Raw genomic sequence first — 23,521 nt, forward strand, 5'->3', positions numbered from 1 at the left:
TCTTACTTTTCTTTACCGAACAAACCAGCTGGACGAAGCAGCAGGACGATGACCATCACCAGGAACACCACCGTCGACGAAAACTCCGGGTAGAACACCTTGGTCAGGCCCTCGATCACGCCCAGCCCGAGGCCGGTGAGGATGGAGCCCATGATCGACCCCATGCCACCGATCACCACAACGGCGAATACGACGATAATCAGGTTCTGACCCATCAGGGGCTGCACCTGGATGATCGGGGCCGCCAGCACCCCTGCAAAGCCCGCCAAAGCGACGCCGAAGCCATAGGTGAGCGTGACCATCAGCGGAACGTTGACGCCGAAGGCTTCGACCAGCTTCGGATTCTCGGTGCCGGCGCGCAAATAGGCGCCCAGTTTGGTCTTTTCGATCACGTACCAGGTGGCCAGGCAGACCACCAGCGACGCCACCACCACCCAGGCGCGGTAGTTCGGCATCACCATGAAGCCGAGATCGGTCGCGCCCGCGAGCGCGTCCGGCACCTGGAACGGCTGGCCGGAGACGCCGTAGAACGAGCGGAACACGCCCTCCACCAGCAGGGTGATACCAAAAGTCAAAAGCAGTCCGTAAAGATGGTCGAGCTTGTACAGGTGGCGCAGCATCGTCTTTTCGATCAGGATGCCGAACACGCCCACCAGCAGCGGCGCCAGCACCAGCATGGTCCAGTAGTTCAAACCGAGATAGGTCATCCCCATCCAGGCGACGAACGCGCCCATCATGTACAGGGCACCGTGCGAAAAGTTAATCACGTTGAGCAAGCCGAAAATCACGGCCAGGCCGAGCGATAACATCGCATAGAAGGAGCCGTTGACGAGCCCCAGCAAAAGCTGGCTCATCATCGCGGGCAAGGGAACGCCGAAAATTTCCATGAGATCACAGTCTAAAGAGCGCCCGGCCGAGCGGCGGGGCGGAACACGAGGACAAAAACAAGGAACGGACAGGCGCGACGCCGCGCGGGGCGGCGGCGTGCCTGTCCTGTGTACAACTCAGCTTATTTCCACAGACTGCATTTGGTTTCGGCCTTGGTGGCGTACGCCTGGTCGCCGGGAATGGTGGCCACGACCTTGTAGTAATCCCACGGATATTTCGATTCGGACGGCTTTTTCACCTCCATCAGGTACATGTCGTGCACCATGCGGCCGTCCGGACGGATCACGCCGTTCTTGGCGAACATGTCGTTGATCTTGTTGGCCTTCAGATAGGCCATGACCTTGTCGGAGTCGTCGGTGCCGACCGCCTTGACCGCCTTCAGGTAGTTGGACGCGGCCGAGTAGTCGGCCGCCTGCAGCATCGACGGCTCCTTCTTCATCTTGTCGAAATAGCGCTTGGCCCAGGCGCGCGTTTCCGGGTTTTGATCCCAGTACCAGCCGTCGGTCAGGTACATGCCCTGCGTCAGGTTCAGGCCCAGCGAATGGACGTCGTTGATGAAGATAAGCAAACCGGCCAGCTTCATCTTCTTGGTGATGCCGAACTCGTTGGCGGCCTTGATCGCGTTGATCGCATCGCCGCCGGCATTGGCCAGGCCGAGGATCTGCGCGCCCGACGACTGCGCCTGCAGCAGGAACGACGAGAAGTCCGACGCCGACAGCGGATGCTTGACCGAACCCATCACCTTGCCGCCGGCCGCCTTGACGACGTCCGCCGTGTCCTTCTCCAGCGACTGGCCGAAGGCATAGTCGGCGGTCAGGAAGTACCAGCTCTTGCCGCCCTGCTTGACGATGGCGCCGCCGGTGCCGCGCGCCAGCGCGATGGTGTCGTAGGCGTAGTGCACGGTGTACGGCGTGCACTCCTCGTTGGTCAAGCGGGCCGAGCCGGCGCCGATCGAGATGAAGACCTTTTTCTTTTCCGCGGCGACCTTGGCCATGGCCAGGTTGGCGCCCGAGTTGGTGCCGCCGATGAGCATGTCGACGCCCTGCTGGTCGAACCATTCGCGCGCCTTGGAGGCGGCGATGTCGGCCTTGTTCTGGTGGTCGGCGGAGATGAACTCCACCTTCTTGCCGGCAAGGACGACGCCGGCGTCGGCGATCGCCATCTTGATGGCCTCGGCGCCGCCGGCGCCATCGATATCCGTGTACAAGCCGGACATGTCGGTGATCATGCCGATCTTGATGGTGTCGCCGGACACCTGGGCTTGCGCGGCGAAGGACAGACCCAGCGCGCACACGGCGCTGGCTGCGATGGTAATAGCTTTGAGTTTCATTTTGTCTCCGTTCGAAAAGTCGCGTGATTAGATTTGTATAGTCACAGAACGTTGGAATAATCTTCTACACGCCAAGCAGCTCGGTGAGCACCGGCATCTTGTCGCTCAATTCGGATGAAACAAAGGTCTCGACGATCTGACCGTGCTCCATCACATAAAACCGGTCCGCCAGCGGCGCCGCGAACCGGAAATTCTGTTCCACCATGACGATGGTGTAGCCCTTCGATTTGAGGGTGGTGATCATGCGCGCCAGGCCCTGCACGATGACCGGCGCCAGGCCCTCGGAAATTTCATCGAGCAGCAACAGGCGCGCGCCGGTGCGCAGGATGCGCGCCACCGCCAGCATTTGTTGCTCGCCGCCCGACAGGCGCGTGCCCTGGCTGTGCTTGCGCTCCTCCAGGTTCGGGAACATCGAGTAGATTTCCTTGATCGACATGCCCTTGTCGCCGGTCGACAACTGCGGCGGCAGCAGCAGGTTTTCCTCGGTCGACAGCGAGGCGAAGATGCCGCGCTCCTCGGGGCAATAGCCGACGCCGAGGTGGGCGATTTTATGGGTCGGGAAACCGATCGCCTCGACGCCGTTGATCTTGATCGAGCCTTTGCGGGCGCCGGTCAATCCCATGATGGCGCGCAAGGTGGTGGTGCGGCCGGCGCCGTTGCGGCCCAGCAGCGTGACGACTTCGCCGGGCTGCACTTTCAGGTTGACGTTGTGCAGGATGTGCGACTCGCCGTACCAGGTTTGCAGATTCGATATTTCCAAAGCGGCCGTCATCAGTGGGCTCCTTCCAGCACCGCGGCTTCGGTGCCCATGTACGCTTCCATCACCTGCGGATTGCGCGAGACCTCGGCGTACGTGCCCTCGGCCAGCATGGCGCCGCGCTGCAGCACCGAAATCTTGTCGCAAATGCCGGACACCACTTTCATATTGTGTTCGACCATTAGGATGGTGCGGCCGGCCGAGACTTTTTTGATCAGGTCGGTTACGCGGTGCACGTCCTCGTGGCCCATGCCCTGGGTCGGCTCGTCGAGCAGCATCAGCTCCGGCTCCATCGCCAGGGTGGTGGCGATTTCCAAAGCGCGCTTGCGCCCGTAAGGCATATCGACGGTGACGGTGTCGGCGAACTCGGTCAGGTCGACCTCGGCCAGCAGCTGCATGGCGCGGTCGTTGAGCGTGCGCAGCGCGCGTTCGCTCTGCCAGAAATGGAAGCTCGTCCCGAGCTGCCGCTGCAATCCGATGCGGACATTTTGCAGCACCGTGAGATGGGGAAAGACCGCTGAAATCTGAAACGACCGGATCACGCCCATGCGGGCGATCTGCGCCGGTTTGGCCGCCGTGATGTCTTTTTCGTTGAACAGGATCTGGCCCGAAGTCGGCACCAGAAACTTGGTCAACAGATTGAAGCATGTGGTTTTACCGGCACCGTTGGGACCGATGAGCGCGTGGATGTGACCGCGCTGCACTTTGAGATTGACATCGTTGACCGCGGTAAAACCTCTGAACTGCTTGGTCAAGTTCTTTGTTTCCAAGATAACGCCGGACATCCTGTCTCCCTTGCTTTTATGGTTCAAGGTACTAAATTTTTTTAGATCATACAGAGTAAAAAATTAGCTAACAATACAGTATAACTACTACTTACTTTTGATCTAACGCTAACAGGCGAGCCCTTTATTTCCGGGCTGAACGGATCATTTCTGAAGCTTTTTCGGCGATCATGATCGTCGGGGAATTAGTGTTGCCGGACGTGATAAAGGGCATGATGGATGCGTCGACAACGCGCAGACCGGCGACGCCGATGACACGCAATTCGCTATCGACGACGGCGGTGGGATCGTCGGCGCGGCCCATCTTACAGGTGCCGACCGGATGGAAGATGGTGGTGCCGATATCGCCCGCCGCCCGCGCCAATTCCTCCTCGGTGCGATAGTGGATTCCGGGCTTGTATTCTTCCGGCGTAAACTTTTTCAGCGCCGGCGAGGCGACGATACGGCGCGTTAAAGTCAGCGCCGCGGCCGCCACCTGGCGGTCCTCGGCGGTGCTCAAATACATCGGCGAAATCTTCGGTGGCGCGTACGAATCGGCGCCGGCGATGTGCACGTGGCCGCGCGAGGTCGGCCGCAGGTTGCACACGCTGGCGGTGAAGGCTGGGAAGGCGTGCAAAGGGTCGCCGAATTTTTCCAGCGACAAAGGCTGGACGTGGTATTGCAGATTCGGCGACGCTTGATTGGCGTCGGAACGGGCGAACGCGCCCAGCTGCGACGGCGCCATCGACATCGGCCCGCTCTGGAACATCGCGTACTCGAGGCCGATCTTCATTTTGCCGAACCAATTCGACGCCATCGTATTCAAGGTGCGGGCGCCACCACCGAGCTTGTAGACCATGCGCAATTGCAGATGGTCCTGCAGGTTTTCGCCGACGCCCGGCAGGTCCGCCAGCGGCGCGATGCCATGGTGAAGCAGCTTCGCGGCCGAGCCGATGCCGGAGCACTGCAAAATCTGCGGCGAACCAACGGCACCAGCGGCCAGAACGGTTTCTTTCGCCGCCTTCGCGCGATAGCGGGTGCCGCCGCCGCTGAAGATAACGCCATTGCACACCGGACCCCGGTCGGTCATTTCGATCTGCAAGCGTTCCACGTGGCAGCCGGTCATCACCGTCAGATTGGGCCGGCCCGACACCGGCTTCAGGAACGCCTTCGCCGTATTCCAACGGATGCCGCGCTTTTGATTGACGTCGAAGTAACCGCAGCCGGCGTTGTCGCCGCGATTGAAATCGTCGACCTTGGCGATGCCGGCTTCCTCGGCGGCATCGCGGAACGCGTCCAGTATCTGCCAGGACAAACGCTGTTTTTCCACGCGCCACGGACCGCCGACACCGTGGTTATCGGAAGCGCCGCCGTAGTAATCCTCGCTTTTTTTGAACAGCGGCAGCACTGCGTCCCAGCGCCAGCTGGCGTCGCCCGTCAGATCGGCCCAGCGGTCGTAGTCGCCGGCCTGGCCGCGCATGTAGATCATGCCGTTGATGGATGAACTTCCGCCGAGCACTTTGCCGCGCGGATAAAGCAGGCTGCGTCCGCCGAGACCGGCGTCGGCCTCGGTGCGGAACATCCAGTCGGTACGGGGATTATCGATGCAATGCAAATAACCGACGGGGATATGTATCCACACATAATCGTCCCTGCCACCCGCCTCGATCAGCAGGACATCGACTTCTCTGTCCGCGCTCAGGCGGTTTGCCAGGACGCAGCCGGCCGAGCCCGCCCCAATGATGATGTAATCGTAGTCGCCTGCTGATTCCAAAAACTGCTCCTCCAAGAATGGATCGGTATGCCGGGGCGTTTGGGCTCTCTCGGCGGCGTGCGGGCTTAGTCTACGCTGCGTTCATCTCCGATAGCAATGTTTCAACGAGTTTGGCCGCCGGCATCGGCCGCGCGCGCGCAACGCCGGTCCCGCACCACAGCGACATCAGTTCGGTATCGCCGCGTTTGGCGGCTTCGGCGCGGATCGGCGTCGTTAGCGCGTTTTGGATGGGATATGCCGGCAATTGCGACTCCACAGCTTCCAGCTCACGCATCAGGCGGTTCACCAATCCGCGCGCGTAACGGCCGGAAAACGTGCGCGTGAGTCTGGTCGGATGTTCGCCCGCGGACAACAACCGTTGTTTGTAGTGTGGATTAATTGACGATTCATCGGTCACCAGGAAGGCGGTTCCCATCTGCACCGCCTGCGCGCCCATGCCCAGCGCGCGCTTGATGTCGGCGCCGTCCATGATGCCGCCGGCGGAGATGACGGGAATATTTACCGCCGCCACGATCGTCGGCAGCAGCTCGAAGGTCGTCAATTTCGCATCTTCCTGGCGACCGATGAAGGTGCCGCGATGGCCACCCGACTCGGTGCCGGAAGCGATCACCGCATCGGCGCCTCTGTTCTGCCAGGCGATCGCCTCCTCGGCATGGGTGATGGTGCCGATAACCAGAATGCCGGCGTCATGCAAACGCTGAATTTGTTCGGCGCTCAGGAGGCCGAACGTAAAACTGGCGACGGCCGGACGGAGTTCGATCAGCGTTTCAAACTGGGCGGCGAAGTCTTCGCACCATTTGGCTGGCGTGGGGAACTCGGTCCAACCCAGCGACGACCAGAGCGGTTTCAGCCATTCAACGGCCCTGGCCACTTCGGCCGGATCAGGCTGTGGTGTTTCCAGAACGAAGAAATTGAGGCAAAACGGCTTATCGGTCAATGCGCGGATCTGGGCGGTCTGCTCACGGATCGCGGCGGGGGAAAGTAAGGAACAGGCCAGTGATCCCAGCGCGCCGGCGTTGGACACGGCGGCGACCTGGGCCGGCGTATTGCTGCCGCCGGCGGTAGGTCCTTGAATGATGGGATGCGGAAAAACGGATGTCAGATTCATCAGATTTCTCACTCTAAAGGATGTTTACCCCTGTGGATAAGTCTATGGATATCCACAGGCACGATATGTGAGTAAACAAAAAATTTCCGGGGAGCTGTTTTCTTATCCCAAAACAGTTCTTTTGTCATACACGGCTTCTGAGCCTGCTTATGAAGTTCGTAAACGCCTGATTTTAATCCAAAATGAGGACTTATCCACAGAAAAGTGTCTACGTTAACAACTACTACTATTTTTATATATACATCTTTAGAGTAAACCATAGATCGCGCGGCTCGACGAAAACCCCAAAACCAGGGCGCAAGCGCCCAACCCGGTTTGTTATCAAAAACCGGAAGGAGCGATGAAGAGAGATATGACCTGCAAAACAAAACTTGTCATGCAGACACGTAGGGCGGATTAGACCGAAGGTCGTAATCCGCCATCGTTGAGCCGTCGACGGAGCTCGGCGGATTACGCTGCGCTAATCCGCCCTACGTGCTTCCTGGAAAATTTTGGGCTGGTGGCCGTTGTTGATGTTGCTGAAAAGCTCAGAAAACCCTGAAAAACCGTGCCGCTTGTGAATAACTTACTGGATATCCACAGGATGAGTTGTGAGTAAGCACGAAGTTATCCAAGGGCCGCCATTTTATACAGAATTGCTCCGAAACTGGTACAGCGCTTATGCAAGTGCTTATCTTTCGCGTAAACCAATGATTCGTAAACGTATACAGAACTTATCCACAGCTAAACGCCCGTTTACTACTACTACTATTTTTTATATATATCTTTGTAAACTACTAAACCCGAAAAAGCAAAAACCGACCCGAAAACCCCAAAAACGGCAGATTTCTGACGAAATCTGAGGCCCTCTTCGTGGGCAAAGACCCGTTTACACAGAAAAAAACGCCTTAAAATCGACCTTTTTTGGCTTAGCACTGTGGAGAAGTCGCAGGAAGTCCACAGCCTCCACTCGAAAATCAAGGAAAAAGTATGCGTTTAGGCATCATTAGTGCGTTGGCTGAAGAACAGCATGGGCTGATAGAAGCCTTTGAAGGCCCCTACAAGCACATCCATGGCATGCGGGAGTACACGACCGGGAAACTGTGGGAAATCGACGCTGTGTGCGTCCTATCGCGTATAGGCAAGGTTGCAGCGGCCATGACAGCCGCAATCCTTGTGGAAAAGTTCGGAGTTACCCACATCGTCTTCACGGGAGTTGCTGGAAGCGGGGATAAAAACGTCAAAGTAGGGGACATCGTCGTTGCGGAAGCATTAGTCCAGCATGATTTCGATGCCAGCCCACTGTTTCCCCAGTTCGAAATCCCGCTAACGGGCCTCTCGCGCTTCGCCACGGACGTCGCGTTGACGGAAAGATTAGCCAACGCCGCAGCCAAAACCACGCGTGTGCATCGTGGATTGATCGCCAGCGGCGACAAGTTCATAGGAAAACTGGCGCAAATCCAGGCCATCAAGGCTGAACTGCCTGATTTACTGGCAGTGGAAATGGAAGGAGCGGCGGTCGCGCAAGTGTGTTTCGAGCTCGGCATACCGTTTGCGGTGATCCGCACGATCTCGGACAACGCCAACGATGACGCCGCTGTCGACTTCATGCATTTCATCAAAACCGTAGCATCGCGCTACGCGTTCGAAGTTATCCACAACTTCTGCCACCCGGATAACCCTGGGGGTCAAGTCTAACATTCATACACGTGCTCAAGCGTGTGCCCTCTTGGGCCTGCGGTTTTGTCCGTTTTCGCCTCAGCTCGTGTCGTAATGTTAGACTTGACCCCCTCGGAAGTTAAGCCCGTGTAGAAATGGTGGACCTGACCCCGGATGTAAAAAGGGCCGGGTTTGATCCCGGCCCCCTCAAGGTCACTGCTAGTTTTTTACGCTTCGAGGGTCATCAGGCTGGCGTTGCCGCCCGCCGCCGTCGTATTGACGCACAGAGCCCGCTCAGCAAGCAGACGCCACAGGGGGATGGCACCGTCCCCGGTGGTGTCGATCAGGCTCACCAGCGCCCCGCTACGGGCCGCCAATTGGCTGTGCAAGCTGCCGGCCAGCATCGATTCGACCAGCGCGATCTGGAAATCGCCTTCGATGTCGCTCAAATTCGCCATCGATTTGATGCGGTCCTTGACCGACGCCGGCAAATCGCCTGGCAGCAGCTTGGCCGTGTCGCCCGCGATCAGCGCGATGTTTCCGGTCGCGAGGACGGCGGCAAGCTGGTTCAGCAGCCCGTCTTGCGTGCCCGCCGCGCATACGACCGTGCCGCGTGGCACCAGCGCCAGCGTGTTGCGCTCGCCCGTGGGGCCTGGCAAAGCCGTCAGAGTGCCCAGCATCGTCGTGCGGCTGTATTGATCGGCCAGCTTGGCGATGGCGTCGCGGCCGTGTTTCTGCGCCCAGGCGGTGAGCGCGTCCAGCGCCGGTGTCGCCTGGCGTTGATGCTGAGGTTGAGGCGAGGCGCTCGCTCCCCGTTGCAGGCGCTTCAGGTACAGCGGACCGCCGGCCTTCGGGCCGGTGCCGGATTTGCCTTCGCCGCCGAAAGGTTGCACACCCACCACCGCGCCGACGATGTTGCGATTGACGTAGATATTGCCGACGTGGGCGTTCGAGCTGATGTAGTCGATCGTTTCATCGATGCGCGAGTGCACGCCCAGGGTCAGGCCGTAGCCGCTTTCGTTGATTTGCTGGACCAGCTTCGGCAGATCGGCACGCTTGTAGCGGATTACGTGCAGCACCGGACCGAAAACTTCCTGCGTCAACTCCGACAGCGAGCGGATCTCCAGCACCGTCGGCGGGACGAAGGTGCCGGCGGTGATCACATTCGACGGCAGATCCAGCGAGAAGTAATTCAGCGCCGTGCCTTTGAGCTTGTTGATGTGCGCCAGCAGATTTTGCTGCGCTTCGGCGTCGATGACCGGGCCGATGTCGGTGACCAAGCGATCCGGGCAGCCCACCTTCAGCTCGAGCATCGCGCCTTTGAGCATTTTGATGGTTTTGTCGGCAATATCTTCCTGCAGGAACAGCACGCGCAGTGCCGAACAGCGCTGGCCGGCGCTGTCGAAAGCAGACGAGATCGCATCCTGCACCACCTGCTCCGGTAGCGCCGACGAGTCGACGATCATCGCGTTCTGGCCGCCGGTCTCGGCGATCAGCGGAATGTCAATGTTTTCGGCGGCGGCGCGCTTGGCCAGCGTGCGGTTGATCAGCTGCGCCACTTCGGTCGAGCCGGTGAAGATCACGCCTTTGACGCGCGGATCGGCGGTCAGCGCGGCGCCGACCACCTCGCCACGGCCGGGCAGGAATTGCAGCGCGGCGCGCGGAATGCCGGCTGCATGCAGCAGCTCGACCGCGCGGTGGGCGATCAGCGGCGTTTGCTCGGCCGGTTTGGCCAGCACCACGTTGCCCGCCGCCAGCGAGGCGGCCACCTGGCCGGTGAAAATGGCCAGCGGGAAGTTCCACGGGCTGATGCAGGTGACCGGGCCCAGCGCCAGGGTGTTGGTCGAGCCGGCGACCTCGGCCGCGTAATAGCGCAGGAAGTCGATCGCTTCGCGCAGTTCTGCAATGGCGTTCGGCAGCGATTTGCCGGCTTCGCGGATCGCCAGGGTCATCAGCTCCATCGCGTTCGCTTCGAACAGGTCGGCGGCGCGGTTCAGCGCGGCGGCCCGTGCGGACGGTTCGGTGGTTTGCCAGTCCATCGCGAAATTGCTGGCGCTGATCAGCGCGCTGTCGACGTCGGTGGTGGTCGCTTCGACCAGCTTGCCGACGATATCGCTGTGCTGGGCCGGGTTGCTGACATCCTGCACCGGCTGCCCGACGCTGACGCCGCCGGCCAGCAGCGGCGCCGCGTACCAGGTGCGCGGCACGGCCAGCGCTGCTGAAATATTGCGCAGCACGTCCTCGTTGGCCAAGTCGAAGCCGGCCGAGTTCTTGCGCTCGGCGCCGAACATGTCCTGCGGCAGCGGAATGCCGGCGTGCGGCCGGCCGCCCTGCTCGCGCGCCTGCGCGACCGGGTCCTTGATCAGCGAGTCGATCGGTATCGCTTCGTCGACGATCTGGTTGACGAACGACGAGTTGGCGCCGTTCTCCAGCAGCCGGCGCACCAGGTAGGCCAGCAAGGTTTCATGGGTGCCCACCGGCGCGTAGATGCGGCACGGCTTGTCCAGGTTGTCCTTGCCGACGACCTGGTCGTACAGCGATTCGCCCATGCCGTGCAGACATTGGAATTCGTAGTCGGTGACGCCGTCGCGCTTGGCCCAGGTGTAGATCGTCGACAAGGTTTGCGCGTTGTGCGTGGCAAACTGGGGATAGATCACGTCGGTGGCGCCCAGCAGTTTTTGCGCGCACACCAGATAGGAGACGTCGGTGTAGACCTTGCGCGTGTAGACCGGGTAGCCGCTCATGCCGTCGACCTGGGCGCGCTTGATTTCGGCATCCCAGTACGCGCCCTTGACCAGGCGCACCATGAATTTGCGGCCGCTGCGCTTGGCCAGGTCGATCAGGAAATCGATGGCGAACGGGCAGCGCTTTTGATACGCCTGCACGACGAAGCCGATGCCGTCGAAACCGGCCAGCTCCGGATCGTGGGCCATCGCCTCCATCAGGTCCAGCGACAATTCCAGACGATCGGCCTCTTCCGCATCGATGTTCAGGCCGATGTCGTAATGCTTGGCCAGCAGCACCAGCTGGCGCACGCGCGGCAGCAGTTCCTCCATCACGCGGGCGCGCTGGGCACGGCTGTAGCGCGGGTGCAGCGCCGACAGCTTGACCGAAATGCCGGGGCCGTTCTTGATGCCGCGGCCGTTCGAGGCCTTGCCGATCGCGTGGATCGCCGTTTCGTAGGAGGCGTAGTAATTCTTGGCGTCGGCCTCGGTCAGCGCCGCCTCGCCCAGCATGTCATATGAATAACGGTAGCCGCGCGCCTCGTTGGACTGGCCGTTCTTGATCGCCTCGCCGATGGTCTGGCCGGTGACGAATTGATTGCCCAGCATGCGCATAGCCAGGTCGACGCCTTTGCGGATCAGCGGCTCGCCGCCCTTGGAGATGAGCTTGGTCAGCGCCGAGCCCAGGCCCGTTTCGCTGTTGGTGCCGACCAGCTTGCCGGTGATGAGCAAGCCCCAGGTGGCGGCGTTGACGAACAGCGACGGCGATTCGCCCAGGTGCTTGCGCCAGTCGCCCTTGCTGATTTTGTCGGCGATCAGGCGGTCGGCGGTGGCGTTGTCGGGAATACGCAACAGTGCTTCGGCCAGGCACATCAGCGCCACGCCCTCTTCCGACGACAACGAGAACTCGTGCATCAGCGCGTCGACGCCGGAGGCGCGGGTGCGTTGCTCGCGCACCGAGCTGACCAGTTTATGGGCCAGTTGCTGGGCCTGCTGCAGGCTGGCGGCATCGTTGTTTTTGATTTGATCCAACAACCATTCAACAGCGCTCACTTCATCGCGGCGATAGGCCGCCGTCACTGCTGCGCGCAATGGAATCGGGTCGCGCAGGATTTCTGCTTGTAAGGCTGCGAAAGGGGTAAAACCGCTAGGATCTGCTGCTTGCATGAAGGACTCTCAGAATAGAAATTTAGGCGCGCCCACTTACAAAAACACGCTCTGCAAGCGGGTAGCTTGAGAGCGTGAAATTGGGGTGAATCGTGGTCTCGAATCGTGAACTGCTGATGATTCGATTGTAAAGTGATTTCTTCTGGATTAATTCTGGTATTACAGGGGACTAGCAATAGATTGTTTTTAGTGAGACAATTTAACCAAATAATATTTATTTGGGAGTCCCCGGAAATGTTAGACAAGATCAGCAAAAAAATCTTGATGGAGTTGCAAAGCGATGGCCGCATCAGCAACGTGGAGCTGGCGGCGCGCGTGAACCTGTCACCGGCCGCTTGCCTGGAGCGCGTGCGCAAATTGCACGAGTCCGGCTACATCATGGGCTACACCGCGCAGCTGAACCCGCAGCTGCTCGACGTTTCCCTGCTCGTTTTCATCGAAGTCGTGCTCGATCGCACGACGCCCGAAGTCTTCGACGCCTTCAAACACAGCGTCCAGGTGATTCCGGAAGTGCTGGAATGCCACATGGTCGCCGGCGGTTTCGATTACCTGGTCAAGGCCCGGGTCAAGGACATGGCCGCCTACCGCGAATTCCTGGGTAAAACCCTGCTCCAAAAAGGTGTGCGGGAAACCCACACCTATGCCGTGATGGAAGAAGTTAAGAATACCACCAAGTTACCGATAAAGTAGTATGTAGGAAATAAAATTAGTCGCGAACGCGCAGGTGTCGGTACAACGGGGGGCAAATGAAGCTTTTGCAGCAGAAGTTGGTGCAACGTGGATTATGGTTGTTGGGTGCTACGGCGGGCGGGACCTGTCTGGCTTACTTGTTCAATCTGGCTGCGGGCGACAAGGCCGCATTGATTTATACGGCCGCGCCGGCGGCGCTGGCCGGCGCGTTGATCTCCTGGTGGGCGGCGCGACAGAATGATGAAGAGGGCGGCGTGCGCCGCTTCGCCCAAACCGTGGGCGAGGAAATCGACGCCATCATGATCGGCGCGGCGGAAACATCGTACTTCGTCGATTCCGTCAAGAAGAAAATTGAGCTCGACGTCGGCACCGCCGGCACCATCGTCCACAGTTCGGCGCAAAACGCCGCCACCACCGAGCGCATCGCCGCCAACGCCGAGCGCGCCGCCAAGATCGCCGCCCAGGTGCGCGGCGAAACCGTGGCCGGCCGCAGCGAGGCGGACAACGGCCTGCAGCGCATCCGCACCGCGCGCCAGGACGCCCAGACGGCGGCGTCCGTCATGACCAGCCTGCAAACCAACTCCCGCAAAATCTACGGCTTCACCGAGGCCATCAGCGAGATTTCCGCCCGCACCAACCTGCTGGCGCTTAACGCCGCCATCGAGGCGGCGCGCGCCGGCGAACAGGGACGCGGTTTCGCCGTCGTCGCCAGCGAGGTGCGCCAGCTGGCCTTGCGCACCAAGGAAGCGACCGACGAGATCAGCACCATGGTGCGCGAGATCAACCAGCAGGCCGAGCAAGCCGCCACCGGCATGACCTCGCTGGCGGTGCAGGTCAGCGAGGCGGCCGGCAACGTCGAGAAGGTGCACGGCTTGCTGGGCAATATCGAGCGTTCCTCCGGCGTGTCGGAAGAGGAGATCGGCCAGATCGCCCGCGCCTCGCGCGAGCACGTCGCCACCACCGAGGAGATCGCCGCGGCGATCGCCAGCATCCGCGACAGCCTGTTATCCACCGAGAAGGAATTGCCGCGCGCCGCCAGTTCGGCGATGGCGCTGGCCGAGCGGGCCGAAGTCATCACCGGCGCGCTGGGCGAATCGTCGATCGCCACCTCGCACGACGCCATCCGCCAAGCCGCGCAGCGGGCGGCGCAGGAAGTGGGCAGGATCTTCGAGGCGGCGATTTCGTCCGGCAAGATCACGCGCGACGCGCTGTTCGACCGCACCTATACGCCGATCCCGAACACCGATCCGCCCAAGCACAAGACGAGGTTCGATGATTTTACGGATCGCGTGCTGCCTTCATTGCAGGAGGCGCTGCTGGTGGCCATGCCGCAGCTGGCTTACGCCGGTGCTGTGGATAACAACGGCTATTTCCCCACCCATAACAAGAAGTTTTCGCAGCCGCTGACGGGCAACTACGACGTCGATATCGTCAACAACCGCACCAAGCGGATTTTCAGCGATCGCACGGGCAAGCGCTGCGGCTCGAACACCAAGGCGTTCCTGCTGCAAACCTACAAGCGCGACACGGGGGAAGTGATGCACGACCTGTCGGCGCCGATCTATGTGAACGGCAAGCATTGGGGCGGCTTCCGCATCGGCTACCGCTCCAGCACCAAGCATTGAGGGCGCACGAATCCGCCGCGACGGGTTCACGCGCCTTGCTTGCGCGCGTACTCGCGCGGTGAACTGCCCATCACGCGCTTGAAGGCGGTGCTGAAGGCGCTCTCCGACTCGTAGCCCAGCGACGGCGCGATCACCGAAATCGGCGCGCCGGAATGGAGCAGTTTGTCCCCGGCCAGCAGCATCCGCCAGCGCGTCAGGTACTCCATCGCCGAGGCCCCCACCATCGTCTTGAATTTGAGCGCGAACGCCGAGCGCGACATGCCCGCGCGCTGCGCCAGCGCCTCCAGCGTCCAGCGCTGCGCCGGTTGCGCATGCATGGCGCTCAGCGCCGCCCCCATCTGCCGATCCGCCAGCGCGAACAGCCAGCCCACGCCGGCGTCCGCGCCGCTGCCTTTCGCGCCCTCCTCCATATGCAGCCGCAGAGCCAGGATGAGCATCATGTGCGCCAAGTGCTCGGCCATCAGCGCGCTGCCGGGCCGTTGTTCGTGCAATTCGCGCATCATGCGTTTGACCGACCACAGCAACGCCTCCTGATCCGGCTCCCGGCGCAGGTGCACCACCGGCGGCAACATGGCCAGCAGGATGCCGGCGTGGCTGTGCTCGAGGAAAAAGCGGCTGCCCACCATCAGGCAAGCGCCGCCGCCGTTGTGGCGGATGACGCCGGCCACGCGCGGCGCCGCGAATACTTCGGCCGAGTCGGTCGGCGGCAACGACAGGTCGCTGGCCATGACAAACGGCCGCCCGCCGGGCAGCAGGAAACAGTCGCCGGCCGTCAACAACGTCGGCTCGGCGACGCCGTCGACCGCCAGCCAGCACTGGCCCGACACGATCGAATAGCACTTGATGCCGACATTGGACGGATAGCGGACCGCCCAGTCTCCGCCGGCGTCGAAGCCGGCGGAGACATAGCTGCGCGGCTTGAGCAGCGCCAGGACATCGGAAAGTGGATCCATTTTTGGACGAACGCGAAGATAACATGGACTTTATAGCATGGATCGGATTTCTTCTCCCTTCTATCATGGCTGCCTTAGCTATCGAAGGAGATGATCATGCGGGTATTTGTCACCGGAGCGACCGGCTTTGTCGGTTCCGCCGTGGTGGAGGATTTGATTCAGGCCGGGCACCAGGTGCTGGCGCTGGTGCGCGGCGACGACGCCGCCGCAAGGGTGGCGCTGGCCGGCGCCGAGGCGCATCGCGGCGATTTATCGGCGCCAGCCACCCTGGCGGCGGCGGCGAAGGCCTGCGACGGCGTGATGCACACGGCGTTCATCCACGATTTCTCTAACATGGCCGAGTCCGCCAGGATCGATCTGGCGGCGATCGAGGCCATCGGCGCCGCGTTGGCGGGCTCCGGCAAGCCGTTCGTGGTGACGTCGGCCATCGGCGTGCTGCCGCCGGGCCGGCTCGTGGCGGAAAATGATGCGCCCATGCCGGGCTCGGCCGGCGCGCATCGCGTTCCTTCCGAAGTAGCGGCGCTGGCGCTGGCCGGGCGCGGCGTGCGGGCGTCGGTGGTGCGGCTGCCGCCGTCGGTGCATGGTGACGGCGATCACGGCTTTGTGCCGGCGTTGATCGGCATCGCACGCAAACAAGGGGTGTCGGCGTATATCGGGGATGGAGCGAATCGCTGGCCCGCCGTGCATCGGCGCGATGCCGCGCGGCTGTACCGGCTGGCGCTGGAAAGCGGCGTGGCGGGGACGGCCTATCACGGCGTGGCGGAGGAAGGTGTGGCGACGCGGCATATCGCCGAGGTGATCGGTCGGTGGTTGGATTTGCCGGTGGTGGGAATAGCGGACGAGCAGGTGGCCGGGCATTTCGGCTGGCTGGGGAGGTTCTTTGGCAGCGATTGGCTGGCGTCGAGCGCGCTGACGCGGCAAGGATTGGGGTGGAGGCAGGAACATCCGGGATTGCTGGAGGATTTGGACCGAGCCGCGTATTTCAGCGGCTGAGCGAACGAGGATCGTAGGGCGGATTAGGCGGAACGCCGTAATCGGCCATCTTTGAGCCGCCAACGGAGCACGCATGGCCGATTACGCGCTGCGCGCTAATCCGCCCTACGTGTCTCCGAGGTATTTAAGCGGTGTCTTTCTTCGGCGAGCTGCCTGGGGCCGTTCTTGCCGCGACCTGGTTCATGCCTTCCAGGTGCATGCGCAGCCATTTGTGCGCCGGGCTGCGCGCATCGCGTTCGTGCCACAGCATGTCCAGGTGCACCGCCGGCAACTGGAACGGCAATTCCTTGGCGATCAGCGCGTCCGTCATGCCGGTCGAGGCGATCAAATGCCGCGGCAGCACCGTGATCAGATCCGAGTTGGCCACCACGCGCCCGGCCGTGAAGAATTGATTGACCGTCAGCAGAATCCGCCGCTCGCGCTGGATCTGCGCCAGCGCCTCGTCGACCAAGCCATGCGCGCGGCCCGAGAAACTCACCAGCAAGTGATTGGCCTTGCAATAGTTATCCAGGTTCAGCTCGACCTTGGCCAGCGGATGGTCGCGCCGCATCACGCAGACGTAATGTCCCGAGTACAGCCGCTCGTGGCGGATCGGAGAACCGGTCTCGTACGACAGCTGCGCCGCCACGCCGGGGAAGAAGCCGACCGCCAGGTCGATGTCGCCACGCAGCAGCATCGGCCGCGGTTCGCGCGTGGTCAACGGCACCATGCGCACGTTGACGCCGGGCGCTTCCCTTTCGATCGAACGCATCAGCGACGGCAGCCAGAAGGCGGCGGTGGCGTCGGCCATGGCCATGCGGAAGGTCGCGTGCGCGGCCGAGACGTCGAAGGTTTCCGGCGCCACGGCCGCCTCCAGGCTGGCCAGCGCGCTGCGCACGGACGGCCACAGCGATTCGGCGCGCGGCGTCGGCTTGACGCCGTAGGCGGTGCGGATCAGCAATTCGTCGCCCAGGCTTTCGCGCAGTCGCTTGATCGCGTTCGAGACGGCGGGTTGGGTCATGGCCAGATGGCCGGCCGCGCGTGTCAGATTTTGTTCTGTCATCACGGCGTCGAAGACGCGTAACAAATTCAAGTCCAGCGTCAAAAAGCTCATGTTGGCTCAGGTAGTATGAAAATAGGATAAGACAGTATCGAGAAATACACATTTCTCGTCAAGGATAAGCTTTCCCATTCACAAAACGAATAATTGTTATCGTGGAAGTAAATTGGATACTTATGCTGCGCTGCACTATAGTTACATTGATTCTAAATGCACCGCTCTATCATGTCTACCATCATCGCAGTACTGCAAGATTTTTCGTTCGTTACCGCTATACAGTTGTCGTCGGCCATCGTTGTCGCTATCGGCCTGCTGGTGTTGTTCAAGCCGCTGCTGCTGGGCTGCGCGCGCGCCGCCGTGCTGGTGGTAAAGCCGAAATTGACCAAGGAAGAACGCCTGCAGCGCCGCCAGATGCGCGACGCGATGATGCTCAAGCGTATGCTCAACACCAGCGAATGCGGTGCCAGCCATGCCGCCGAGCTGCGCGCGATGGCTTCGCGCGCCTGATGCTGAGGTTGTAACCCCGCACGGCCAAGCAGGGTCGGACCCCGTACGGGGTCCGACCCTTAAGCGGTAAGGCAAGCATATCGCTAAAGGATACGGGTTGGGTTTTAGCGCTCGCCCAGCAGGGCGGGCTTGAGCGAGCTGTCCACTGGCTTGTCGCCCAGCCAGATGCGCAACACGGCGTTGTAGAACGCCAGGTCCGGCATCGAATCCCCCAGCTTTTTACCGTTCAGATAGCACTGCGTGCCCTCGCCGGGTAGCCAGTCGAGCAGCATCTGGTCGCCCTTTTTCAGCGTCTGGATCTGCGCGAACACCTCGCCGAACTTCATCGTCTGCGGCAGGATGCGGGTGCGCTCGGCTTTGTCGGTGTTGGAACTCATGCCTTCCATGAAGGACTTGCCGAAGTCATCCGAGCTGATCTCGCGCAGCATGGTGATGCTGACGCGGCGCGGACCGGTGGCGGCCAGCACGTCGGACACGGTGGTTTTCTTTTCGGCCAGATACAGGCCGGCCGCGTAGACTTTGAAGATGACCTTGGTGCGCAGGCCGGCGCCGTTGAGCTTGAGTTCCTTGCCGGCCACGGTGACGCTGTCGTCGAACTTGACGCCGGCCACCTCGATGGCGGCGCAGGCCGGCAAATGCACGCCGGCGGCCAGGACGGCGGCGGCCGCCAGGCTGTGGAGGAATTGTCGGCGCCGCATAGCGCTCAGGCCTTGGCGGCCTGCAGGTGCTCGTATTTGGCGCGCAGCTGCTCTTCGGTCTCGCGCCAGGCGGGATTGAAGGGGATGCAGCTGACCGGACACACTTGCTGGCATTGCGGCTCATTGAAATGGCCGACGCACTCGGTGCACTTGTCCGGATTGATTTCGTAAATTTCCGCGCCCATGTAGATGGCGTCGTTCGGGCACTCGGGCTCGCACACGTCGCAATTGATACAGTCGTCGGTGATCATTAAGGCCATGGCGGAACTCGCTTATTCGGTTTGCGTGGCTGCGATTTTCTTTTGCAGCCAGCGGTCGACCGATGGGAAAACAAACTTGGAGACATCCCCGCCGAGCACGGCGATTTCGCGCACGATGGTGCCGGAGATGAACTGGTACTGGTCGGACGGCGTCAGGAACAGCGTTTCGACATCCGGCAGCAGATAGCGGTTCATGCCCGCCATTTGAAACTCGTATTCGAAGTCGGACACGGCGCGCAGGCCGCGGACGATGACGCGCGCGTCGTGCTCGCGCACAAAATCCTTCAACAGCCCGGAGAAACTTTCCACCTTCACGTTCGGATAATGGCCCAGCACTTCGTTGGCGATGGTCAGGCGTTCTTCCAGTGAAAAGAAAGGTTTCTTGTTCTTGCTGTCGGCGACGCCGACCACCAGCGTGTCGAACAGACCCGATGCGCGACGCACCAGATCCTCATGACCACGGGTCAGCGGATCGAAAGTTCCCGGATAAACGGCTACTACCATTGCGGCTCCCTGCAGTGCACCAATATAGAACGCGCATTATGCCTGAAAAACGGGGTTTGCCTTAATATCGGGCAGTTTCGGCCCAATTGCTAGCAACAAAATAGCAACTGAGTTGTTATTAAGCCACCGATTCCCGCAGCTTAAGTAAATGGAAGAATACCATTCCCGCCTTGTCGGCGCGGAGGATTTCCCACGGCGCCATCCAATCGGGCGCCGCGCCCGGCTCGAATTCCAGCGCCGCGCCCGACTCGGCATAGACCAGGCCGCCCTCGCTCAAAATTCTTGTGCACTGCGGCAGGCAGCGCTCCAAAAACTCCTGCTGATATGGTGGATCGAGGAAGATCAGATCGAACTTCTGGCCGCGCGCGGCGGCCGACTGCGCCACCGCCAAGGCGTCGCCGCGCATGATCTGCACGTTATCCGCCTTCAGCTTGGTCTTGATCTCATCGAGCTGCCGCACCACCGGCACGTTGGAGTCGATCATCATGACCGACTTCGCGCCCCGGCTGGCCGCCTCGAAACCCAGCGCGCCGCTGCCGGCGAACAAATCCAGCACCTGCGCCTCGGCCCAGTTGGCGTCGCGCTGATGGTTGATCCAGTTAAACACCGTCTCGCGCACGCGGTCCGGCGTCGGCCGCAAGCCCTGCGCGCTCAACACCGGCAGCGGAGTGCGTTTCCACATCCCCCCGATGATGCGCACCTGGTTGCTGTGCTGGGGACCGTGGACCGGGACTTTGGCGGGTTTTGCGGCTTTGCTGGCTGGCTTCTTTGGCATGTGGCTGTGTTCTAAGTCATTGATTCAACAGGGGCCACTATACCATACGGGCTTGCCGGCGCCGGTCAGCGGGCCTCCGCCATCAGGCTGCGGAAGTCGTTGATCCAGCCCTGCATGCGCTTTTGCGCGTGCGCCTTCTGCTCCGGCGTGGCCAGCTTGATCACCGTCATGATCAGCTGCAGGCTGCCCTGCTCCGATGCCTCGAAGAACTGCTTGTGCTCCGAATTGTCCAGGCGGTTGAAGGATTCCTTGATCAGCGCATTGATGAGAGGAATGGTCGCCTCCTTGCTCAACTTCTCCTGCTGCACTTTGCGCACCAGCGCCAGGATCGCGTTTTGGCGGCGTTTGCGCTCGTTGAGCCAGATTTCGTTGTCCAGCGGGCGCGCGTCCGACGCCTTGCGGATCTGCGCCTCCTGCTCGGACGAAAACCTGCCGAACCACAGCTCGAACTGCTCCATCGATTTCTTGTAGCGGAATTTTTGCTGGGCCTCCCGGTCGCCCTTCATGTTCTTTTTGCGGAACTCCTCGGTGTTGGACGCGAACTTCTTTTCCAGGTTCGCGATCTGATCCGGCTGCAGCGAGCGCGCCAGCTCGGCCAGTTCCGGCGCCGCCTTCAGCAGCAGCTTTTGCGTGCGGTCTTTGATATCGTCGTAATCGGCCTGCAGGTCGGCGATGGTCGGGTTGCCGGCAAGCTGCTTCTGGCCCGTCTGCAGGATGTGCACATAATCGTTCAACTGGGTCTTGCGGTGCCAGCTGAACAGCTTGTCGATCTCCGTTTGCACCCAGCCTTTTTGATCGGAGGTCAGATCGACGTAGCCGTCGAGCCACCAGTACAGCAACGTGTCGCCATTGTTATAGGCCAGGCGCAGCGAACTGCACGCGGCCAGCACGGTCATGAGCGCGATCAGGAAAAGGCGGCTCAGCGATCGGGCGCCGTTTTGGGACATGTTAGACTTTTGCATTTACTCACTCACTCTATCTGGCTTCTTATGAACGTCGTTATTCTCGCCGCGGGTATGGGCAAACGCATGCAATCCGCGCTGCCGAAGGTTTTGCATCCACTGGCCGGCAAGCCCTTGCTCTCGCATGTGCTCGATACCGCGCGCAGCCTCTCTGCCAGCCGATTATGCGTTATTTACGGACATGGGGGCGCTGCCGTGCAGGAACTGCTGGCCAGGCAGCCGGAACAGGTCGCCACCGCGCTGCAGGAGCCGCAGCTGGGCACCGGCCACGCCGTCATGCAAGCGCTGCCCGAGCTGGACGACAGCGTGCCGACGCTGGTGCTATACGGCGACGTGCCGCTGACCACGGCCGCCTCGCTGCGGGCGCTGGTCGACGTCGCCGGCAACGACAAGCTTGGCATCTTGACGGTCGAGCAGGACGATCCGTTCGGATTGGGCCGCATCGTCCGTGAAAACGGCGCCATTGTCCGCATCGTCGAACAAAAGGACGCCACCGACGCCGAGCGCGCCATCAAGGAAATCAATAGCGGCATCATGGTCGCGCCGACCGCGCACCTGAAGCGCTGGCTGGGCGCGCTCAAGAACAACAACGCGCAAGGAGAGTACTACCTGACCGACATCGTCGCCCAGGCCGTGGCGGATGGCGTGGCGGTGGTCTCGGCGCAACCGTCGGCGCAGTGGGAAGTGGCCGGCGTCAACAGCAAAGTGCAGCTGGCCGAGCTTGAGCGCATCCACCAGCGCAACATCGCCCTCAAACTGCTGGAACAGGGCGTGACCTTGATGGACCCGGCGCGCATCGACGTGCGCGGCGACTTGATCTGCGGCCGCGACGTCACCATCGACGTCGGCTGCGTGTTCGAAGGCAAGGTCGAACTGGGCGACGGCGTGCGCGTCGGCGCCCACAACGTCATCGTCAACGCCCGCATCCTGGCCGGCGCCCAGATCAAGCCCTTCTGCCACATCGAAGAAGCGGTGGTGGGCGAAGTCTCGATCATCGGCCCCTACGCGCGCCTGCGCCCGGGCACGGTGCTGGCCGAGGACGTCCACGTCGGCAACTTCGTCGAAATCAAGAACGGCCAGGTCGCCGCGCACAGCAAGGCCAACCACCTGGCCTACATTGGCGACGCCACGATCGGCTCGCGCGTCAACATCGGCGCCGGTACGATCACCTGCAACTATGACGGCGTCAACAAATCGCGCACCGTCATCGAGGACGACGCCTTCATCGGCAGCGACAGTCAGCTGATCGCCCCGGTCACCGTCGGCAAGGGCGCCACCCTCGGCGCCGGCACCACGCTGAGCAAGGACGCGCCGGCCGGCAAGCTGACGATTTCGCGTCCGCGCCAGATCACGATCAAGAACTGGAGCCGCCCGGTCAAGAAGCCAAAATGAGGTGATGTGGATAAACGTGTGGACATCCACCAGAACAAGCCGGGATAACTAACCCGGCTTTTTTATTTGTGGATAAGGATGTGGAGAAGCCTGCTGATAAGCCCTTAAGAAGCCGGGTATAAGCCAGGGACAACGCCAGGACAACTTCGCTCAAATGAGCAAGGGTAGTCCGCAAAGCCGCATCCCGCCACAATGGTGATGACATTGTGGATAAACCTGTGGGAAATCACATGGATAACGCAGGATAACTTTTTACTGTGGATAAGCTTGGGTATAAGCGGTCGCAAAACCCCTGAACAAGCTGTGCAAACCAAGGGAAAAGTCCCGGAGTCAGAAACGAGCTGTGAACAAAGCTGTGCACAACCACCGTATAAATGACTGAATAACCACGTAGGGCGGATTAGGCGGAACGCCGTAATCGGCCATGCATGCATCCCGACGGCGCATCGATGGCCGATTACGCTGCGCTAATCCGCCCTACACCGCAATCCGCGTCTCGAATTTGCTCCTAAACGTGGAAAAATACGCCTTCACATTCCGCACATTGGCTTGCGTCGCGAACAACCGATGCGCCAGCGCATGATAAGCAGGCATATCCGCCACCTGCACAATCAGCACGAAATCCGGCCCCGGCGCCACCCGGTAACACTGCAACACCGTCTCCTCCCCCGCCACGCGCGCCTCGAACTCCGCCATGCGCTCGGCCGCCTGAACATCCAGCGAGATTTCCACAATCGCCGTCAAGCTCGGCCCGACCTTCTCCGGCGCCACGATCGCCACCTGCCGCTGGATGACCCCGCTCTCGGTCAACTGTTTAACCCGGCGCAAACAGGTCGGCGGCGACACATGGACGGCCAGCGCCAGCTCGCTATTGGTTTGTGACGCATCAACCTGCAGCAGATTGAGAATGCGACGATCTATCTCATCCATAAAAATAATCCATCCAAATGAAATAATATTTCACGATATCTAAG

21 protein-coding genes are annotated in these 23,521 nt (G+C 61.1%); 6 read left to right on the top strand and 15 right to left on the bottom strand.

Features of this window, described 5'->3' with window-relative positions; all coding sequences use genetic code 11:
* Window positions 1-2: 2 nt before the first annotated feature.
* The 6 genes from JOD97_RS19040 to JOD97_RS19065 form a co-directional block, all read right to left on the bottom strand.
* Window positions 3-887, bottom strand: coding sequence for a branched-chain amino acid ABC transporter permease (locus tag JOD97_RS19040; protein ID WP_209721588.1), 885 nt, complete (start codon window positions 885-887; stop codon window positions 3-5).
* A 122-nt stretch (window positions 888-1,009) separates the two neighbouring features.
* Entirely contained in the window at window positions 1,010-2,218 is a 1,209-nt protein-coding gene (locus JOD97_RS19045) for an ABC transporter substrate-binding protein (protein ID WP_209721591.1), read from the bottom strand.
* A gap of 64 nt (window positions 2,219-2,282) precedes the next feature.
* Complete coding sequence (locus JOD97_RS19050; protein ID WP_209721594.1) at window positions 2,283-2,990, bottom strand: ABC transporter ATP-binding protein; 708 nt, start codon at window positions 2,988-2,990, stop codon at window positions 2,283-2,285.
* Window positions 2,990-3,760, bottom strand: a complete 771-nt coding sequence (locus JOD97_RS19055; protein ID WP_209722680.1) for an ABC transporter ATP-binding protein — start codon at window positions 3,758-3,760, stop codon at window positions 2,990-2,992. Before JOD97_RS19055 ends, JOD97_RS19050 begins: the two co-directional genes overlap by 1 nt.
* Window positions 3,761-3,884: 124 nt before the next feature.
* Entirely contained in the window at window positions 3,885-5,513 is a 1,629-nt protein-coding gene (locus tag JOD97_RS19060) for a GMC family oxidoreductase (protein ID WP_209721597.1), read from the bottom strand.
* 70 nt (window positions 5,514-5,583) lie between these two features.
* Window positions 5,584-6,621: a nitronate monooxygenase family protein gene (locus JOD97_RS19065; protein ID WP_209721600.1), complete on the bottom strand. Its 1,038-nt coding sequence runs from the start codon at window positions 6,619-6,621 to the stop codon at window positions 5,584-5,586.
* A 969-nt stretch (window positions 6,622-7,590) separates the two neighbouring features.
* Between JOD97_RS19065 and JOD97_RS19070 the strand changes: the two genes are divergently transcribed.
* Window positions 7,591-8,298, top strand: coding sequence for a 5'-methylthioadenosine/adenosylhomocysteine nucleosidase (locus JOD97_RS19070; RefSeq protein WP_209721603.1), 708 nt, complete (start codon window positions 7,591-7,593; stop codon window positions 8,296-8,298).
* Between the two features lie 188 nt (window positions 8,299-8,486).
* Here JOD97_RS19070 and putA read toward each other — a convergent pair whose 3' ends face one another.
* Window positions 8,487-12,149, bottom strand: coding sequence for a trifunctional transcriptional regulator/proline dehydrogenase/L-glutamate gamma-semialdehyde dehydrogenase (gene putA / locus JOD97_RS19075; RefSeq protein ID WP_209721606.1), 3,663 nt, complete (start codon window positions 12,147-12,149; stop codon window positions 8,487-8,489).
* A 234-nt stretch (window positions 12,150-12,383) separates the two neighbouring features.
* Here putA and JOD97_RS19080 point away from each other — a divergent pair, with 234 nt between their 5' ends.
* Complete coding sequence (locus JOD97_RS19080; protein WP_008443393.1) at window positions 12,384-12,839, top strand: Lrp/AsnC ligand binding domain-containing protein; 456 nt, start codon at window positions 12,384-12,386, stop codon at window positions 12,837-12,839.
* A 56-nt stretch (window positions 12,840-12,895) separates the two neighbouring features.
* Window positions 12,896-14,464 (top strand): methyl-accepting chemotaxis protein, encoded by a 1,569-nt coding sequence (locus tag JOD97_RS19085; protein ID WP_209721609.1) that lies wholly within the window; start codon window positions 12,896-12,898, stop codon window positions 14,462-14,464.
* A gap of 26 nt (window positions 14,465-14,490) precedes the next feature.
* Here the strand turns inward: JOD97_RS19085 and JOD97_RS19090 are convergent, their stop codons facing one another.
* Window positions 14,491-15,417: an AraC family transcriptional regulator gene (locus JOD97_RS19090; protein WP_209721612.1), complete on the bottom strand. Its 927-nt coding sequence runs from the start codon at window positions 15,415-15,417 to the stop codon at window positions 14,491-14,493.
* A 96-nt stretch (window positions 15,418-15,513) separates the two neighbouring features.
* On the opposite strand from JOD97_RS19090, the gene JOD97_RS19095 reads away from it, so the two are divergent.
* On the top strand, window positions 15,514-16,410 hold the full coding sequence (locus JOD97_RS19095; RefSeq protein ID WP_209721615.1) for an SDR family oxidoreductase: 897 nt from the start codon (window positions 15,514-15,516) through the stop codon (window positions 16,408-16,410).
* Window positions 16,411-16,534: 124 nt separating this feature from the next.
* Here the strand turns inward: JOD97_RS19095 and JOD97_RS19100 are convergent, their stop codons facing one another.
* Window positions 16,535-17,503 (bottom strand): LysR family transcriptional regulator, encoded by a 969-nt coding sequence (locus JOD97_RS19100; RefSeq protein ID WP_209721618.1) that lies wholly within the window; start codon window positions 17,501-17,503, stop codon window positions 16,535-16,537.
* 171 nt (window positions 17,504-17,674) lie between these two features.
* Between JOD97_RS19100 and JOD97_RS19105 the strand changes: the two genes are divergently transcribed.
* Window positions 17,675-17,956: a hypothetical protein gene (locus tag JOD97_RS19105; RefSeq protein WP_229264564.1), complete on the top strand. Its 282-nt coding sequence runs from the start codon at window positions 17,675-17,677 to the stop codon at window positions 17,954-17,956.
* A gap of 104 nt (window positions 17,957-18,060) precedes the next feature.
* Here JOD97_RS19105 and JOD97_RS19110 read toward each other — a convergent pair whose 3' ends face one another.
* The 5 genes from JOD97_RS19110 to JOD97_RS19130 form a co-directional block, all read right to left on the bottom strand.
* On the bottom strand, window positions 18,061-18,654 hold the full coding sequence (locus JOD97_RS19110) for a chalcone isomerase family protein (protein WP_209721624.1): 594 nt from the start codon (window positions 18,652-18,654) through the stop codon (window positions 18,061-18,063).
* 5 nt (window positions 18,655-18,659) lie between these two features.
* A complete protein-coding gene (locus JOD97_RS19115) occupies window positions 18,660-18,914 on the bottom strand; it encodes a YfhL family 4Fe-4S dicluster ferredoxin (protein WP_090324202.1) in 255 nt (84 codons plus the stop codon).
* A gap of 12 nt (window positions 18,915-18,926) precedes the next feature.
* Window positions 18,927-19,418 carry a pantetheine-phosphate adenylyltransferase gene (gene coaD, locus JOD97_RS19120; protein WP_209721627.1) on the bottom strand — a complete coding sequence of 164 codons (492 nt, stop codon included), beginning with the start codon at window positions 19,416-19,418 and terminating at the stop codon, window positions 18,927-18,929.
* 118 nt (window positions 19,419-19,536) lie between these two features.
* Window positions 19,537-20,193 (bottom strand): 16S rRNA (guanine(966)-N(2))-methyltransferase RsmD, encoded by a 657-nt coding sequence (gene rsmD / locus JOD97_RS19125; protein WP_209721630.1) that lies wholly within the window; start codon window positions 20,191-20,193, stop codon window positions 19,537-19,539.
* Window positions 20,194-20,258: 65 nt separating this feature from the next.
* Entirely contained in the window at window positions 20,259-21,140 is an 882-nt protein-coding gene (locus tag JOD97_RS19130; protein WP_209721632.1) for a DUF6279 family lipoprotein, read from the bottom strand.
* 42 nt (window positions 21,141-21,182) lie between these two features.
* Here JOD97_RS19130 and glmU point away from each other — a divergent pair, with 42 nt between their 5' ends.
* Window positions 21,183-22,547 (top strand): bifunctional UDP-N-acetylglucosamine diphosphorylase/glucosamine-1-phosphate N-acetyltransferase GlmU, encoded by a 1,365-nt coding sequence (gene glmU / locus JOD97_RS19135; protein WP_209721635.1) that lies wholly within the window; start codon window positions 21,183-21,185, stop codon window positions 22,545-22,547.
* Window positions 22,548-23,024: 477 nt separating this feature from the next.
* Here glmU and JOD97_RS19140 read toward each other — a convergent pair whose 3' ends face one another.
* Window positions 23,025-23,477 carry an Lrp/AsnC family transcriptional regulator gene (locus JOD97_RS19140; RefSeq protein ID WP_209721638.1) on the bottom strand — a complete coding sequence of 151 codons (453 nt, stop codon included), beginning with the start codon at window positions 23,475-23,477 and terminating at the stop codon, window positions 23,025-23,027.
* Between the last annotated feature and the right edge of the window lie 44 nt (window positions 23,478-23,521).

Source organism: Duganella sp. 1411 (genome assembly GCF_017833525.1).
Lineage (GTDB): Bacteria > Pseudomonadota > Gammaproteobacteria > Burkholderiales > Burkholderiaceae_D > Rugamonas.

What these genes read in the sequence shown, in the direction of transcription:
- JOD97_RS19130 (WP_209721632.1), bottom strand. Translation starts at nt 21,140, where the DNA reads ATGTCCCAAAACGGCGCCCGATCGCTGAGCCGCCTTTTCCTGATCGCG.
- coaD (WP_209721627.1), bottom strand. Translation starts at nt 19,418, where the DNA reads ATGGTAGTAGCCGTTTATCCGGGAACTTTCGATCCGCTGACCCGTGGT.
- JOD97_RS19080 (WP_008443393.1), top strand. Translation starts at nt 12,384, where the DNA reads ATGTTAGACAAGATCAGCAAAAAAATCTTGATGGAGTTGCAAAGCGAT.
- JOD97_RS19090 (WP_209721612.1), bottom strand. Translation starts at nt 15,417, where the DNA reads ATGGATCCACTTTCCGATGTCCTGGCGCTGCTCAAGCCGCGCAGCTAT.
- JOD97_RS19050 (WP_209721594.1), bottom strand. Translation starts at nt 2,990, where the DNA reads ATGACGGCCGCTTTGGAAATATCGAATCTGCAAACCTGGTACGGCGAG.
- JOD97_RS19065 (WP_209721600.1), bottom strand. Translation starts at nt 6,621, where the DNA reads ATGAATCTGACATCCGTTTTTCCGCATCCCATCATTCAAGGACCTACC.
- JOD97_RS19115 (WP_090324202.1), bottom strand. Translation starts at nt 18,914, where the DNA reads ATGGCCTTAATGATCACCGACGACTGTATCAATTGCGACGTGTGCGAG.
- rsmD (WP_209721630.1), bottom strand. Translation starts at nt 20,193, where the DNA reads ATGCCAAAGAAGCCAGCCAGCAAAGCCGCAAAACCCGCCAAAGTCCCG.
- JOD97_RS19045 (WP_209721591.1), bottom strand. Translation starts at nt 2,218, where the DNA reads ATGAAACTCAAAGCTATTACCATCGCAGCCAGCGCCGTGTGCGCGCTG.
- putA (WP_209721606.1), bottom strand. Translation starts at nt 12,149, where the DNA reads ATGCAAGCAGCAGATCCTAGCGGTTTTACCCCTTTCGCAGCCTTACAA.
- JOD97_RS19085 (WP_209721609.1), top strand. Translation starts at nt 12,896, where the DNA reads ATGAAGCTTTTGCAGCAGAAGTTGGTGCAACGTGGATTATGGTTGTTG.
- glmU (WP_209721635.1), top strand. Translation starts at nt 21,183, where the DNA reads ATGAACGTCGTTATTCTCGCCGCGGGTATGGGCAAACGCATGCAATCC.
- JOD97_RS19095 (WP_209721615.1), top strand. Translation starts at nt 15,514, where the DNA reads ATGCGGGTATTTGTCACCGGAGCGACCGGCTTTGTCGGTTCCGCCGTG.
- JOD97_RS19140 (WP_209721638.1), bottom strand. Translation starts at nt 23,477, where the DNA reads ATGGATGAGATAGATCGTCGCATTCTCAATCTGCTGCAGGTTGATGCG.
- JOD97_RS19100 (WP_209721618.1), bottom strand. Translation starts at nt 17,503, where the DNA reads ATGAGCTTTTTGACGCTGGACTTGAATTTGTTACGCGTCTTCGACGCC.
- JOD97_RS19105 (WP_229264564.1), top strand. Translation starts at nt 17,675, where the DNA reads ATGTCTACCATCATCGCAGTACTGCAAGATTTTTCGTTCGTTACCGCT.
- JOD97_RS19040 (WP_209721588.1), bottom strand. Translation starts at nt 887, where the DNA reads ATGGAAATTTTCGGCGTTCCCTTGCCCGCGATGATGAGCCAGCTTTTG.
- JOD97_RS19070 (WP_209721603.1), top strand. Translation starts at nt 7,591, where the DNA reads ATGCGTTTAGGCATCATTAGTGCGTTGGCTGAAGAACAGCATGGGCTG.
- JOD97_RS19055 (WP_209722680.1), bottom strand. Translation starts at nt 3,760, where the DNA reads ATGTCCGGCGTTATCTTGGAAACAAAGAACTTGACCAAGCAGTTCAGA.
- JOD97_RS19110 (WP_209721624.1), bottom strand. Translation starts at nt 18,654, where the DNA reads ATGCGGCGCCGACAATTCCTCCACAGCCTGGCGGCCGCCGCCGTCCTG.